10 protein-coding genes and 1 riboswitch are annotated in these 15,456 nt (G+C 61.7%); of the genes, 8 read left to right on the top strand and 2 right to left on the bottom strand.

The genetic code is table 11. The features are described 5' to 3' along the window. Positions 1 to 5: 5 nt before the first annotated feature. Positions 6 to 1,634: an NAD+ synthase gene (locus tag DVJ77_RS16665; protein WP_114846642.1), complete on the top strand. Its 1,629-nt coding sequence runs from the start codon at positions 6 to 8 to the stop codon at positions 1,632 to 1,634. A gap of 74 nt (positions 1,635 to 1,708) precedes the next feature. On the opposite strand, the gene DVJ77_RS16660 is transcribed toward DVJ77_RS16665, so the two are convergent. After that, positions 1,709 to 2,548: an outer membrane protein assembly factor BamD gene (locus DVJ77_RS16660; RefSeq protein ID WP_114846641.1), complete on the bottom strand. Its 840-nt coding sequence runs from the start codon at positions 2,546 to 2,548 to the stop codon at positions 1,709 to 1,711. A 70-nt stretch (positions 2,549 to 2,618) separates the two neighbouring features. On the opposite strand from DVJ77_RS16660, the gene rluD reads away from it, so the two are divergent. From rluD to clpB, 3 genes are all read left to right on the top strand, one after another. Beyond that, positions 2,619 to 3,593 carry a 23S rRNA pseudouridine(1911/1915/1917) synthase RluD gene (gene rluD / locus DVJ77_RS16655; protein ID WP_114846640.1) on the top strand — a complete coding sequence of 325 codons (975 nt, stop codon included), beginning with the start codon at positions 2,619 to 2,621 and terminating at the stop codon, positions 3,591 to 3,593. Between the two features lie 243 nt (positions 3,594 to 3,836). Further along, on the top strand, positions 3,837 to 4,580 hold the full coding sequence (gene pgeF / locus DVJ77_RS16650) for a peptidoglycan editing factor PgeF (RefSeq protein WP_114846639.1): 744 nt from the start codon (positions 3,837 to 3,839) through the stop codon (positions 4,578 to 4,580). Positions 4,581 to 4,899: 319 nt separating this feature from the next. Then, positions 4,900 to 7,482: an ATP-dependent chaperone ClpB gene (gene clpB, locus DVJ77_RS16640; RefSeq protein WP_114846637.1), complete on the top strand. Its 2,583-nt coding sequence runs from the start codon at positions 4,900 to 4,902 to the stop codon at positions 7,480 to 7,482. Positions 7,483 to 8,097: 615 nt separating this feature from the next. Here clpB and DVJ77_RS16635 read toward each other — a convergent pair. Continuing rightward, positions 8,098 to 10,548, bottom strand: a complete 2,451-nt coding sequence (locus DVJ77_RS16635; protein WP_114846636.1) for a TonB-dependent receptor plug domain-containing protein — start codon at positions 10,546 to 10,548, stop codon at positions 8,098 to 8,100. Positions 10,549 to 10,670: 122 nt separating this feature from the next. Then, a riboswitch (cobalamin riboswitch) is annotated at positions 10,671 to 10,894 on the top strand. Positions 10,895 to 11,008: 114 nt separating this feature from the next. Here DVJ77_RS16635 and btuB point away from each other — a divergent pair. From btuB to DVJ77_RS21475, 4 genes are read left to right on the top strand one after another with little or no spacing between them, the layout of a single operon-like run. After that, complete coding sequence (gene btuB, locus DVJ77_RS16630) at positions 11,009 to 12,883, top strand: TonB-dependent vitamin B12 receptor (RefSeq protein WP_380039688.1); 1,875 nt, start codon at positions 11,009 to 11,011, stop codon at positions 12,881 to 12,883. Positions 12,884 to 12,932: 49 nt separating this feature from the next. Continuing rightward, positions 12,933 to 13,511: a hypothetical protein gene (locus tag DVJ77_RS16625; protein ID WP_114846634.1), complete on the top strand. Its 579-nt coding sequence runs from the start codon at positions 12,933 to 12,935 to the stop codon at positions 13,509 to 13,511. Positions 13,512 to 13,528: 17 nt separating this feature from the next. Continuing rightward, on the top strand, positions 13,529 to 14,128 hold the full coding sequence (gene cobO / locus DVJ77_RS16620) for a cob(I)yrinic acid a,c-diamide adenosyltransferase (RefSeq protein WP_114846740.1): 600 nt from the start codon (positions 13,529 to 13,531) through the stop codon (positions 14,126 to 14,128). After that, entirely contained in the window at positions 14,125 to 15,444 is a 1,320-nt protein-coding gene (locus DVJ77_RS21475; RefSeq protein ID WP_225428049.1) for a cobyrinic acid a,c-diamide synthase CobB, read from the top strand. The genes cobO and DVJ77_RS21475 overlap by 4 nt, the downstream gene beginning before the upstream one ends. Positions 15,445 to 15,456 lie beyond the last annotated feature (12 nt).

Here is a 15,456-nt window from a genome sequence, read left to right as displayed (position 1 = left end):
GCACGATGGCTGTCCTACGTTTGGCGCTGGCTCAATACGATTTTCCGGTCGGCGCTGTCGCCGCTAACGCAAGCAAGGTTCGTCAATTGACCGCGCAGGCACGCGCCGGCGGTGCGGCGCTGGTGGCGTTTCCCGAGCTGACCTTGAGCGGCTATCCGCCGGAAGACTTATTGCTGCGGCCGAGCTTTCTCGCCGCCTGCGATAGCGAACTGAAGGCGCTTGCCGCCGATACCCATGGCGTCGTCGCCCTGGTCGGTCATCCGCACAGCGAGGGCGAGGTCTACAACGCCGCCAGCCTGCTGCGGGATGGCCGCATTGAGCTGACCGCGCATAAGCAGGCGCTGCCCAATTACGGCGTATTCGACGACAAGCGCTATTTCCGCCCCGGCCATGCCAGCGCGGTCACTGTGATCGACGGCATCTGCGTCGGTTTGTTGATTTGCGAAGACATCTGGCAGGCCGAGCCGGCCGCTGCGGCCGCGGCAGCGGGTGCGGAATGGCTTATGGTCATCAACGCCTCGCCCTGGGACGACGCCAAACAGGCCGGGCGCGAGGCCGCGCTGAAGCTGCGCGCGCAGGAAACCGGCTGTGCCATCGCCTATCTCAACCTGGTCGGCGGTCAAGATGAGGTGGTCTACGACGGCGGTACGCTGCTGGTCAACGGCGACGGCAGCATCGCCGCCCGCGCGCCCACTTTCACCGATACGCTGCTATGGGCCAGTTTCGATTCGGCCAACCGGACCTGGCAGGCTGAAAACTGGCCGGAGATGAGCGCCGCACCGGCCGAAGCAACGCTTTATGCCGCACTGGTGCGAGGCATTCGCGACTATATCGATAAGAACGGTTTCGGCGGCGTGCTGCTGGGTCTGTCGGGCGGCATCGATTCGGCGCTGACCCTGGCGCTGGCCGTCGATGCCCTCGGCCCCGATCGGGTCACGGCGGTGATGATGCCGTCGCGCTATACCTCGCAGTTGTCGTTGGATGGCGCGCGCGAACAGGCCGAACACCTTGGCGTGGATTACCACGTCATCTCGATCGAGCAGACCTACCAGTCGTTTATCGATGCGCTCACCCCGGCTTTTGCCGGCAAGCCGGCCGATACCAGCGAAGAAAATCTGCAGTCGCGTACCCGTGGCGTGATGCTGATGGCGCTGAGCAATAAGCATGGCCGCCTGCTGTTGGCCACGGGCAACAAGAGTGAGATGGCGGTGGGCTATGCCACGCTGTACGGCGACATGTGCGGTGCCTATGCCCCGCTGAAGGATGTCTACAAGACGGTGGTGTACAAGCTCTCGCTCTGGCGCAATGAGGCCGGGCAGGGCGATGCCGGCTGGGTGATTCCGCCTGCGGTGATCGAACGGCCGCCCTCGGCGGAGCTGCGCGATAACCAGACCGATCAGGATTCATTGCCGCCTTACGATGAGCTCGATGCGATTCTTGCCCGTTTTATCGAGGGCGAACAGTCGCAGGCCGAGATTGTCGCGCAAGGTTTTCAGGCCGATACCGTGCGGCGGGTGGTGCGACTGGTCTTGCTGAACGAATTCAAGCGTCGTCAATCCGCCCCCGGCCCGCGTGTGACCACCCGCGCCTTTGGTCGGGAAAGGCGTTACCCGATCACTTCGGGCTGGCGATAAGCCAAAGCAAAAGGCCGGCGATCACTCGCCGGCCTTTGTGTCTCAGTTAACTCGACGCTCCGTGGAGCTGGCGCTTAATGATGTCCCGAGAACGGGATCATCTTGCGCAGCGTGGACGGATGGTGCGGCCATTTGGCGTCGGTCAGGTAGGGGTGGTTCGGGTAGTTCAGCGCCAGCACCTTGATGGTCTGGTCGGCCAAGGCCTTCTGATCCAGCGCCAGGTAGCTGCGGGCCAGGATAGCCAGGGCGTCGCCGCTCTGCGGGGCCTGCTGATAATGCTCGATGACGTACTGTGCGCGGTTTGCCGAGGCCACATAGGCCTTGTTGCGCAGATAGAACTCGGCGACGTTGATTTCGAACTGGGCCAACAGGTTACGCAGGTAAATCATGCGCTGGCGGGCATCGGCGGCGTAGGCGCTGTCGGGGTAGCGGCGGGTCAGCTCGGAGAAATCGTCGAAGGCCTGCAAATTGAAGCCCTGGTCGCGGCGGGTCTGGGCCTCGTTACGCTGTACGAAACGCTCGATGACGCCGCCGGTACGATCGAAATTAATCAGACCGCGCAAGTAATAGGCATAATCAGCGTGTTTGTGGGCCGGAAAGGTCTTGATGAAGCGGTTGACCGTCGAGTAGGCGTCATCCGGCTGATTGTCTTTGTACTGCGAATAGGCCAGATCAAGCTGGGCCTGTTCGTTGTAGTCACCAGAGGGGAAACGTGCGATCAAGCGCTGGTAGGCCTTGGTCGCGGCCGCATAGTCGGCGTTTTCCAATGAGTCGTGCGCGTTGTTGTAGAGCTTGTCTACCGGCATCGTGTCGACGGTATCGCCCTTGTGGCGGAACATCGAGCAAGCGTTCAGCGACACGGCGATTGCGAGCACAATGAGCACTTTGAGAATCGACAGCTTGGTTACGCGCATGAGAAAGGGTTCAGATGTTTGATCGAAAAGGGATGATAGCCGATAGCGCCGAAACTCGGGATTCGGCCCGATGACCACCATTCGTCATGAGGCCGAAGTACCCCTCTCGGCTGCAGGTCGGCGTTTCGACCAGGCTTTGGCCGAGATGTTCCCCGATTATTCACGTTCGCGCCTTACCGCCTGGGTGAAGGCCGGGGCGGTGACCTTGGACGGCGCCCCGGCAACGCCCCGGCACTTGCTGCGCGGTGGCGAGCAGGTGCGGCTGGAGGTCGAGCTGGAGCTTGAGGTTGAGCTGGCCCCCGAGGCGATCGAGCTCGATATCGTGCATGAAGACGACTACGTGCTGGTGCTGAACAAGCCAGCCGGACTGGTCGTGCACCCAGGCGCCGGCAATGCCGCGGGTACTTTGCTGAACGCCTTGCTGCATCACGACCCCAAGCTGGCCGAGCTGCCGCGCGGCGGCATCGTGCACCGGCTGGACAAAGACACCTCCGGCCTGATGGTGGTAGCCAAGACGCTGGCGGCACATACGGCCCTGGTCGACATGCTGTCGCGTCACGATGTCGAGCGCCAATATGAGGCGGTAGTGCTGGGCACCATGGTCGCCGGTGGCACGGTGGACGCGGCGATTGGCCGGCACATGGGCGATCGCCTGCGCCAGGCCGTGCGCGACGAGGAGGACGGCAAGCACGCGGTGACCCATTACCGGCTGCGCGAGCGCTTTCGTGGGCATAGCCTGCTTCAATGCAGCCTGGAGACCGGCCGCACCCACCAGATTCGTGTCCATCTGGCGCATATCGGCCATCCCCTGGTCGGCGATCCGCTTTACGGCGGTGGCTTGAAGCTGCCCAAAGGCGCCACGCCGGAGCTGATCGCCGCTTTGCGTGGTTTTCGTCGACAGGCCCTGCATGCCGAGCGACTGGCGTTCGAGCATCCGGTCAGTCATGAGCCCTTGGTCTTCACGGCCGAGCGCCCCGCCGACCAACTGGCGCTGATCGAGGCGCTGCGGGCCGATCTGGCGATGCATGGCGTGGATCACTATTAATTAGGGGCCGCCGGCACCCCTCCCCAACCCTCCCTGCGACCGAAGGGAGTCCCTTTTCCGGGACAAGCAGGGGAGGGAGCTGACTGAGGCGAGCTTTTGCTTTACTCCCCCCCGCGCGCAGGGGGAGGTTGGGAGAGGGTGCGTTCTTGCTAAGGTAGTCAACGGAGCGTGACGGAATAGAACCGCAAGCTTGCACTGCCACGCTATGCCTGCACCCCATCCCCACTCCCTGTATCAGCTCCTATGACCGACGCCTGGCTGTTCCCCGATTGGCCCGCTCCGCGACAGGTTCGTGCGGCGGTAAGTACGCGCATGGGGCCGGGAGTGTCGGCGGCGCCGTTTGAACGCTTCAATCTTGGCCTGCGCAGCGGTGATATCGCCGATGTCGTAGCTGCCAACCGTGGCGCCTTGCAACAAGCTTTGGCGTTGCCGGCCGCACCGCGTTGGCTGCATCAGGTGCACGGCACCATGGTGGCCGAGCTGGGGCCATTGCCCAGTGCGGATGAACCGCAAGCCGATGCCGCGGTATCGCATTTGCCCGGTACGGTGCTGTCCATTCTCACCGCTGATTGCTTGCCGGTGTTTTTCTGCACCGATGACGGTCGTGAGATCGGTGTCGCCCATGCCGGCTGGCGTGGCTTGGCCGCCGGCGTGCTGGAGGCGACCATCGAGCAAATGCAAACGCCGGCGTCGCGTTTGCTGGCTTGGCTGGGGCCGTGCATAGGGGCAGCCTCCTACGAGGTGGGCGAAGAGGTGCGCAACGCCTTCGTCAATCACGATGCCGAGGCTGCCGGTTGTTTCGAGCCCACGCGCGCCAAACATTGGCGTTGCGATCTGGCGACCCTGGCCAAACGCCGCCTCAGCGCCGTAGGCGTCAAGCATATCTATGGCGGCGGTTTCGATACCTTCACTGATCCCCGCTTCTATTCCTATCGCCGCGAAGGGGCTCGCAGCGGTCGGTTTGCCAGTTTGATCTGGTTGGAGTGAGTTGAGAGCGGGGAATGGGGGATGGGGAACGGGGAACATGAAGTTTGGAGGGATATGGCAGATCCGCGTTCTTTTTGACTTTGTCTTTGTTTTTCTCTTGCTTTTTCGCTTCTGCTTTTTAGGCTTTTCCCCGTTCCCCGTTCCCCGTTCCCCGTTCCCCGTTCCCCGTTCCCCGTTCCCCGTTCCCCGTTCCCCGTTCCCCGTTCCCCGTTCCCCGTTCCCCGTTCCCCGTTCCCAAGCTTGAATCCCTGGCCCACGTCCGCATCTCTCTGCCCAGTGGCGGCAGGCTCGCCAACCCCCTTCAAGCGGAGATATGCCCATGCGGATGGACAAACTCACGTCGCGTTTTCAGCAGGCACTGAGCGACGCGCAATCGTTGGCCGTAGGCCGCGACCACAACATGCTCGAACCGGCGCACGTGATGGCTGCGCTGCTCGATCAGCAAGGCGGCTCGACCGCGCCGTTGCTGACTCAGGCGCAAGTCAATGTGCCGACCTTGCGTCAACGTATCGCCGAACAGCTTGAGCGTCTGCCCAAGGTGAGTGGGCAGGAAGGCAACATCCACGTCGGCAATGAGCTGACCCGCTTACTCAACCTTACCGACAAGCTGGCGCAGCAGCGCGGCGATCAATTCATCGCCAGCGAATTATTCGTGCTTGCCGCGCTGGAAGAAAAAGGCGAACTGGGTAGCGCGCTGAAGGCTGCCGGTGCGACCAGGCCGAATGTCGAAGCGGCTATCGACAAATTGCGCGGCGGCGAAAAAGTGCAAAGCGAGAATGCCGAAGAACAACGCCAGGCGCTGGAAAAATACTGCGTTGATCTCACCTCGCGTGCCGAGAGCGGCAAGCTCGATCCGGTGATCGGTCGCGACGAAGAAATTCGCCGCACCATCCAGGTACTGCAGCGGCGAACCAAGAACAACCCGGTGCTGATCGGCGAACCGGGCGTGGGCAAGACCGCCATCGTCGAGGGCCTGGCCCAGCGCATTATCAAAGGCGAAGTGCCCGAGGGGTTGCGTGATCGCCGCGTGCTTGCATTGGACATGGGCGCCTTGATCGCCGGCGCGAAATTCCGCGGCGAGTTTGAAGAGCGTCTGAAGGCGGTGCTCAACGATCTCTCCAAGCAGGAAGGTCGGGTGATTCTTTTTATCGACGAACTGCACACTATGGTGGGCGCCGGCAAAGCCGATGGCGCGATGGATGCCGGCAATATGCTCAAGCCGGCGCTGGCGCGCGGCGAACTGCACTGCATCGGCGCCACCACCCTGGACGAGTACCGCAAATACATCGAGAAAGATGCCGCGTTGGAGCGCCGCTTTCAGAAAGTATTTGTCGGTGAACCCAGTGTCGAAGACACCATCGCGATCCTGCGTGGCTTGAAAGAGCGCTACGCCGTGCATCACGGCGTGGAGATTACCGACCCGGCCATCGTTGCTGCCGCCACGCTTTCCAATCGCTACATCACCGATCGTCAGTTGCCCGATAAAGCCATCGACTTGATGGACGAAGCTGCCTCGCGCATCCGCATGGAAATCGACTCCAAGCCGGAGGAACTCGATCGCCTGGAGCGCCGCCTGATTCAACTGAAGATTCAGCGCGAGATGCTGAAAAAAGAAACCGACGAGGCTTCGAAGCGGCGCCTTGCCGATCTTGAGGCTGACATCGAAAAACTCGAACGCGAGTTCTCCGATCTGAATGAAATCTGGAAGTCCGAAAAGGCCGCGCTGCAAGGCACGACCAAGGTAAAAGAGCAGATCGAGCAGGCGCGCGTCGAACTCGAAGCGGCACAGCGCAAGCAGGACTACGCCAAGATGAGTGAAATCCAGTACGGCAGGCTGCCGGAGCTGGAGAAGCAATTGGCCGCCGCGCAAGCGGCCGAGCAGAAAGATTTCACCTTGCTGCAAGACAAGGTAACCGACGAAGAAATCGCCGAAGTGGTCTCGCGCTGGACCGGTATCCCGGTGAGCAAGATGCTCGAAGGCGAGCGCGAAAAACTGCTGCATATGGAAGACGTATTGCGTCATCGTGTTGTGGGGCAGGACGAAGCCGTGCGTGCCGTCTCCGATGCCATTCGCCGCGCACGTGCCGGGCTTTCTGATCCGCATCGCCCTTACGGTTCATTCCTGTTTCTCGGCCCTACCGGCGTGGGCAAGACCGAGCTGTGCAAGGCCCTGGCCGAATTTCTGTTCGACACGCAAGACTCGATGGTACGCATCGACATGAGCGAGTTTATGGAGAAGCACTCCGTGAGTCGCTTGATCGGCGCGCCGCCCGGTTACGTGGGTTATGAAGAAGGCGGTTATCTCACCGAGGCCGTGCGCCGCCGTCCCTATAGTGTGATCTTGCTTGACGAAGTAGAGAAAGCCCACCCGGATGTATTCAACATCCTGCTGCAAGTTTTGGACGATGGCCGTCTTACCGATGGTCAGGGTCGTACCGTCGATTTCCGCAATACCGTCATCGTCATGACCTCCAACCTGGGCTCGCAGTTGATCCAGGAGCAGGCAGGCGACAGCGAGGCGGACTACATGCAGATGAAGGCTTCCGTGCTTGGTGTGGTGCAGGCGCATTTCCGTCCCGAGTTCATCAATCGCCTCGATGAATTGGTGGTGTTCCGTCCGTTGGGCAAAGCGCAGATCCGCGCCATTGCGAAATTCCAGTTGGCTTACCTGGAGAAACGTTTGGGCGAGCGCCAGTTGCAGTTGGCCGTTAGTGACGCTGCGCTGGATCTACTCAGCAATGTCGGCTTCGACCCGGTCTACGGCGCGCGACCATTGAAGCGGGCCATCCAGCAGCAACTGGAAAATCCGCTCGCCAAGGAGTTGCTGGAAGGCAAATTCCTGCCCGGCGATACCGTGGCAGTGGATCTCAGTGGCGGGCATCTGGTGTTTCAGAAAGCGTAAAGTCTGCGTAGGTTGGGCTGAACAAAGTGATGCCCAACGTTGCGTAATGTTGGGGTTCGCGGTGACACCCAACGTGGCGCAACGTTGGGGTTCGCTTGCGCTCACCCCAACCTACGCACGGCAAGACCGTAACGTTCGGTTTCGGCCCTGCGTAGACATTGTACGGACGCCGGTCGTAGCGCTTTCAGAGCAACACTAGATCTCTCACGACCGTGGCTATGGATCTTGGCTCCGTAGGTTGGGCTGAACAAAGTGATGCCCAACGTTGCGTAATGGCGGGGTTCGCGGCGACACCCAACGTGGCGCAACGTTGGGGTTCGCTTGCGCTCACCCCAACCTACGCACGGCAAGACCGTAACGTTCGGTTTCGGCCCTGCGTAGACATTGTACGGACGCCGGTCGTAGCGCTTTCAGAGCAACACTAGATCTCTCACGACCGTGGCTATGGATCTTGGCTCCGTAGGTTGGGCTGAACGAAGTGATGCCCAACGTTGCGTAATGTCGGGGTTCGCGGTGACGCCCAACGTGGCGCAACGTTGGGGTTCGCTTGCGCTCACCCCAACCTACGCACCATGAAAAAAACCACCCGGCGCTAGGCCGGGTGGTTTTATTTACTCACCAGTGATAGCTCACCTTCGCGTACCAATAGCGGCCGTTGAAACCGAACGGCGACAGCGGCGAGTAGGGGATTTCGCCGTTGTAGTAGTCGTAGGCGTTGTTCGGGGTGACGCGGGTGGGGTACTGGTTGGTGATGTTGTCGCCGCCCACGGTAAACGACCAATCTTGCAGCTTGTAGCTGAGCGACATATCCAACAGCCAGCGGGCGGAGAAATGCTGGTCGCCGGCCGGCGTATCGCCGAGGCGTTCGATCGCGCCGTAGCGGGTCAGATTGGTGTGCAGGTCGAAACCGCGATAAAGCCAGTCGCCGCCGATGATGTATTTGGTGCGCGGGGTGGCCGCGGTGAGGATGCCCTGACTGGCACGGCCGAACAGTTGGATGCCCGGCACGTGGTCGGTCAACTGGTGCGGCGGTGCGATAACGTTGAGCACCTTGGTGTGGTTGTAGTTGGCGCCGAGGTTGAGGCGCAGGTTGCCGTAGTCGCCCAAGTCCATCCGGTAGTTGGTGACCAGGTCGGCACCGCGCGTGCGGGTGGTGGCGGCATTGGCGAAATACTGCGCCGCGCTGACCTGGCTGTTGGGCACGACCGAGTTGAAATAGGCAAACAGCGCCGGGTTGTCGATCAGGTCGATCTGGTCGGAGTAGAGGATCTGGTGCCAGATGCGGATCTGGTAGAGATCGAGTACGGCGTTGAAATCATTGGTCGGCTGCCACACCGCGCCGATGCTGTAGTTGCTCGATTTCTCCGGTTTAAGCTGCTTGGCGCCCAAGGCGATGGCTTCGGGTGAGGCGGTGCGGTAAGTGCCTACCTGCACTAGCTGCTGGTTCTGGATGATCGACACCACCGACTCGTAGTTCTGCTGTGCCAGCGATGGCGCGCGAAAGCCGTTGGACGCGGTGCCGCGCAAGGCAAAGGTATCGGTGAACTGGTAGCGCGCAGACAGCTTGCCGGAGCGGGTGGAGCCGGCGTCGCTATAGTTTTCGTAGCGACCGGCCAGGCCCACGGAAAGTTTGCTGCTGAGGTCGGTTTCCAGATCGAGGTAGGCCGCTTTGCTGTTGCGGCTGAAGTTGCCGCTGACCTGCGGGGTCAGGCCCGGATACACCTGTGAGCCGGTGGGGAAGGCGCCGGCCGGGTCGCCGTAATAAGAACTCGGGTCGCCGGGATAGATGTTGTAGCCGTCGCGGCGATATTCCGCGCCGAAGGCGACGTTGAGCGCATTGGGCAGCCAGCCCTCGACCTCTTTGCTGACGTCGAGATTAAACACACCCTGGGTGGTGCGGAACTTGCCGACATGAAACTGCGTGGGCGTGTAGCCGAGGGTGTTGTACAGCGCGACATTCAGGCTGTTGCGGACGTCGAAGTTGAGACGATTGACGCCGTAGTTGCCCGACACATCCCAATGCCAGCCGCCATCGCTGATGCCCTTGACGCCGAGCACGGCGGCGACATCGTTGGTGGCGTTGACGATATGCGGCAGGTAGCCGTTCGGATAGATCGCCGGCACGTTGCGGCCGGAGCCGGCGGTACGGTAATAACCATTGGAGTCGACGTTGCGCCGGCTCATATTGATATAGCCGTATAAATCCACTTTCGGCGCCAGCACGAAACTGAAATTGGTCAGCGCCTGCAAGGTTTTCACGCCTGGGTCGCCGTAGCGCTGGTACTCCACGCCGCCATTGCTGGCCGGGTCTTGCAGGCCGTATTCGGCGCGATTGGTTTTCATCGCGCTCTGGTAATTCAGCGCCACGCGCCACCAGCCAAGGTCGCCGTCCTTGCCCAGCGGCACGCCGAGCGAGGCTTCCAAGCCGTTTTGCGCGCCGTCGCCTTTGTCCATGACGCCGCCGCTGGCGGTGACCTGGCCGCCGCTGCCACCGTGCTTGAGCACGATATTGATGACGCCGGCGATGGCATCGGAGCCGTACTGTGCGGCGGCGCCGTCGCGCAGCACTTCGATATGATCGATGGCGGCGATCGGAATCGAATTGAGATCCACCGGTGCCGAGCCACGGCCGACCGAGGGGTTGTAGTTGACCAGGGAGCTGGTGTGATAGCGCTTGCCGTCCACCAGCACCAGGACATGGTCGGGGGACAGCCCGCGCAGTGTCGCCGGGCGCAGCGCGTCGTTACCGTCGTTGATCGCCGGCCGCGGAAAATCCAGCGAAGGCAGCAAACGGCCCAGCGCGCTGGCGATGTCGGTATTACCGCTGGATTGCAGGTCGGCCGGGCTCAGTACATCGATCGGTGACAGTGACTCGGCCACCGTACGGTTGCTGGCACGGGTACCGGTAACCACCACCGACTGCAGTTGCTTGGCGTTGCTGGTCGATGGCGGCTGCTCGGTGGGCGCCGTCTGGGCCAGGCCGCTTGCGGCGGCGAACAGCGCAGAACCTCCGAATAACGACAGGCACCAGACAGGCACAGTACGGCCCTGGTATCGCTTGCTCATCAAGTTTTCTCCCCAATCCCGATAGCCGAAATACGCGTGTTTCGCGTTATCACCCCGTGACTTCCCCGCTGCCAAGCTATTGAAACCCGGCGGCAGCGTCAACGAAAGATCGCGGTGCTGCTAAGATTCGCGCAGCCTGAGGTGACTGCCGGCGTTGTGTCGGCGGTTGAAACGGGAATCCGGTGCGCCATGCATGCATGGCAATTCCGGAGCTGCCCCCGCAACGGTAGGCGAGCAGACGATCAGCATGAAGCCACTGTGCACCGCGTGCATGGGAAGGCGCTGACCGGGGAGGCCACGGCCTTCGCTCGCAAGCCCGGAGACCGGCCTTGAGGCTTAACCAGACAGGCGGCGGGCCATGTCATGGGGCTGTGTGCATGGCACACCGGCGCCACGTCTCCTTCCGCTTGTCCCGATATCACGACACCGCGCGGGGCTGGCGCGGCGAAGGAGCGTTGCAGTGCATTCTCATGTTTTGTTGGTCCGCCGATCCGCGTTGGCGGTGGCTTTGTTGTCCGTGTTTGCCCCTGCGTTTGCCGCAGACGCGGCGAACGACCTCACCAGCGTCGTCGTTACGGCCACCCGTACCGAGCAGACCCAGTCGAGCACGCTGGCGGCGATCACGGTGATCGACCGTAGCGATATCGAACGCTTACAGCCGTCGTCGGTGCAGGATCTGCTGCGCGGTACGCCGGGTATGTCGATCGCCAATAACGGCGGTCCGGGCAAGCCGACGTCGCTGTTTCTGCGCGGCAGCGAAGCCGATCATGTGCTGGTGCTGGTCGACGGCATCAAGATCGGTTCGGCCACGCTTGGCCTTCCGGCGATCCAGGACATTCCGGTAGAACAGATCGAGCGCATCGAGATCGTGCGCGGACCGTTTTCCAGCCTCTACGGTTCGGAGGCCATCGGTGGCGTGATCCAGATCTTTACTCGCCGCCCGGCAGGGGCCTTCGTGCCGAATTTCAGCTTTGGCGTCGGCAGCTACGACACCTTGCGCGGTTCGGCCGGTGTGGCCGGGCGTACGGCGCAAGCCTGGTATTCGCTAGAGGCTTCGCACGACCAGACCCAGGGCATTAATGCCTGCCGTGGTAAGCCGTTTCCCAATGGTGGTGGCTGCTACACCTATGAGCCCGATCGCGATGGCTACCGCAATAACTCGTTGTCGTTGCAGGGCGGCTATCGTTTCAGCGATGCCTGGGACGCCGATGCGCGAGTGTTTCGCACCGAGGCGCACAACAAATACGACGGCACCAGCAGCAACAGCTCCGACTCGGTGTCGCAGGTGGCAGGCACGCGCGTACATTACAAGCCGTCCAAGGCGCTGACCTTCACCCTGAGCCTGGCCCAGAGCGTGGATCTGAGCGACAACTATCTCAATAACGTCTACACCAGCACCTTCAATACACGCCGCAACCTTGGTTCGTTGCAGGCCGACATCGGTGCGGGTGGCGGCTTGTACAGCCTTGGTTTCGACGTGCAGGGCGACAAGGTGCAAAGCAACACCACGTATGTGGTCGATCACCGCGTCAATCGTGGTTGGTTCGGTCAATGGCAGCAGACTTTTGGCAGCCAGTCGCTACAGGCGAGCGTACGCCGCGACGACAATAGCCAGTTCGGTGGCAAGAACACCGGCAGCCTGTTGTGGGGCTGGGATTTCACTCAAGAGCTGCGACTGACGGCCAGCTACGGCACCGCATTCAAGGCGCCGACGTTCAACGAGCTTTATTACCCTTACTACGGCAAATCGACCTTGCGGCCGGAAAGCTCGCGCAGTTTCGAACTCGGGCTGCGCGGCACGCATAGCTGGGGCGGTTGGTCGCTGAATGCGTTCCAGAACAAGATCAACGACCTCATTGCGTACGACAACACGCCCAACCCGCCGCTGTATCCGTATGGGTCGGCGAACAATATCGAGCGGGCACGCATTCGTGGCGTCGAGGCTACGGCGCATACGACAGTCGCCGAATGGAATGTGAGCGGCACGGCAACCTGGCTTGATCCGCGTAACGAAACCAACGGCAGTTATCACAGCAACTGGTTGCCGCGCCGGGCGAAGCAAAGCGGGCGTATCGATGCCGACCGGCAGATGGGCGATCTGAGTTTTGGCGGCAGCATCTATGTCGCCGGCGATCGTTATGACGATCTCGCCAATAACTACCGGCTTGGCGGCTATGCGCTTACCGATCTGCGTGTCACTTACGCCATGCACAAAGACTGGCGCCTGCAATTGAGCGCCAACAACGTGTTCAACAAGCACTACGAAACCGCGGCTTATTACAACCAGCCCGGACGCAACTACATGCTTACTTTGCGTTATCAGCCCGCACAGTAAGTATTGATGTGTACACCGTCACGAGTCATTCCATCATGAGATCAGCGCGATGAAACCATTGTCCCGTCCCAGTGCCATTGCAGTGTTTGTCGCGCTGCTTGTATGGATGCTCGCCACTCGGTTCAAGCATTTTGGCGATGTGCTGCATTTGCCGGATGCCTCGATGGCGGTGTTTTTTCTGGGTGGCCTGTATTTGCGTCGCCATCTGCTGTTCGGTGTATTCATGGCGCTTGCGGTGGTGCTGGACTGGGTGTCGATCAGCTATGCCGGAGTCAGCGATTTTTGCGTCACGGTGGCTTATAGCTTTTTGCTGCCGGCCTATGCGGTGCTGTGGTATGCCGGTCGGCAATACGCTGCGCACCTGCAGGGTAGCGCCGGCTCGCTGATCGGCGCATTCGGCGTGGCCTTGCTTGCGGCCACCTTGTCGTTCGCGATTTCCAACGGGGCGTTTTACTGGTTCGGTGGCCGCTATGCCGCACCGCATGTCAGCGAGTACGTCGCGCGGCTGTGGCAGTGGGGGCCGTTGTTCGTACGTACTACGCTGAGCTATATCGGCGCGGCGCTCGTGCTGCACAAGTTGCTTGGTTGGCTGATGCAGTCGCACACACATCAAGGAGTACAGGCATGAACGATCAGCGCGAACCCATGACAGCCGAAGAGCGCCACCGCGAGCGCATGCAGCGAAAGAAGGAGCTGGTCGATCGCAAGATCGCCCGCGCCACCATCGAGCGCGGTGTGCTGGTGGTCAATACCGGCAATGGCAAGGGCAAGAGTTCGTCCGGCTTCGGCATGTTGGCGCGCTCCTTGGGGCACGGTTTTCGCTGTGGCGTAGTGCAGTTCATCAAGGGCAGTTTCTCGACCGGCGAAGAGGCCTTTTTTCGCCGCTTCGATGACGAGCTGGCCTATCACGTGATGGGCGAGGGCTTTACTTGGGAGACGCAGGACAAGGCTCGCGATATTGCCGCGGCGCAGGCGGCATGGCAGGTCGCCGCCGGTATGCTGGCCGATCCCGAATACGACTTTGTACTGCTCGACGAGTTGAATATCGCGCTGGTGCAGCAGTATGTGCAGCTTGAGCAAGTGCTGACGGCGCTAGCGGCACGACCGCCGAACCAGCATGTAGTCATCACCGGCCGTGGCGCACCCGATGGGCTGATCGACGTGGCCGATACGGTGACCGAGATGCGCGTGGTCAAGCACGCGTTTCAGGCCGGCATCAAAGCGCAGAAAGGCATCGAATTGTGACGCTCGATGCGCTGGCGCCTGATTCTTCAGCGCGTGATTGCCCGGCCTTGCTGGTTTCCGCGCCGGCCTCGGGGCAGGGCAAGACCAGTGTGACCGCTGCCTTGGCGCGGTGGCATACGCGGCAGGGGCGGCGCGTTCGGGTGTTCAAGACCGGCCCGGATTTTCTCGATCCGATGGTGCTGGAGCGGGCCAGCGGTCATCCGGTCTATCAGCTCGATCTGTGGATGGGCGGCGAGGCCGATGTGCGTGCGCGTCTTTACCAGGCAGCGGGCGACGCCGACCTGATTCTGGTCGAAGGCGTGATGGGCTTGTTCGACGGCAGTATGTCGAGTGCCGATCTGGCGCAGCGATTGGGCTTGCCGGTATTGGCGGTCATCGACGGCTCGGCGATGGCGCAGACCTTTGGCGCGCTTGCGACCGGGCTTGCGCGCTATCGCGAGGGTTTACAGGTACACGGCGTGGCGGCCAACCGTATCGGCAGCGCGTATCACGCCCAATTGCTGGCCGAAAGCTTGCCGCCGGATCTGCATTGGCTGGGCGCGTTACCGCGCGACGCGTCGCTGGCTCTGCCGGAGCGTCATCTGGGTCTGGTCGCCGCCGCTGAGTTAAGCGATATCGATGCACGGCTCGATGCGCTGGCCGATGCCTGGGCCACCCATGCCGAGGCGACGTTGCCGCCGCCGGTGCGCTTCGCGGCTGAGGCCGTGGCGCCATCGACACCACAGCTTCAGGGCCTGCGTATTGCAGTCGCGCGCGACGCGGCGTTCTGCTTTGTGTATCCGGCCAATCTGGACGTATTGCGCGCCGCTGGTGCGCAATTGCAATTCTTCTCGCCGCTGGCCGGCGATACATTACCGGTTTGCGATGCGGTGTGGTTGCCCGGTGGCTACCCGGAGCTGCATCTGCAAAAGCTGTCGCAGCACACGGCACTGCACGCGGCGCTACATGCGCATGTCGATGCCGGCAAGCCCTTGCTCGCCGAATGCGGCGGCATGCTGTTTGCGCTGGATACATTGGCTGGTCAGGACGGCGTCGCGTTTCCAATGGCCGGTCTGTTGTCGGGCAGGGCAGAGATGCAGGCGCGGCTGAGTGCGATCGGTATGCAGTCGGTCGAGCTTCCCGAAGGTGGCTTGCGTGGGCATACCTTCCATTACGCGCGCGCCGAGATCGCATCGACGCCGCTGGTTTTGGCCGTCAACCCCGACAAAGGGCCGAGCAGCGAGGGCATCTATCGCCGGCAGCGCATGACGGCGAGCTTCATGCATCTTTATTTTCCGTCGAACCCGGCTGCGGCACAGGGGTTGTTTCTGCCGTGAGCAGCGCGCTCG

The sequence above is a fragment of the Dyella tabacisoli genome, assembly GCF_003350925.1.
In the GTDB taxonomy this organism is placed as follows: Bacteria; Pseudomonadota; Gammaproteobacteria; order Xanthomonadales; family Rhodanobacteraceae; genus Dyella_C; species Dyella_C tabacisoli.
Note: the sequence above shows the minus strand (reverse complement) of the source record. Positions and strands in the feature narration are given on the sequence as shown.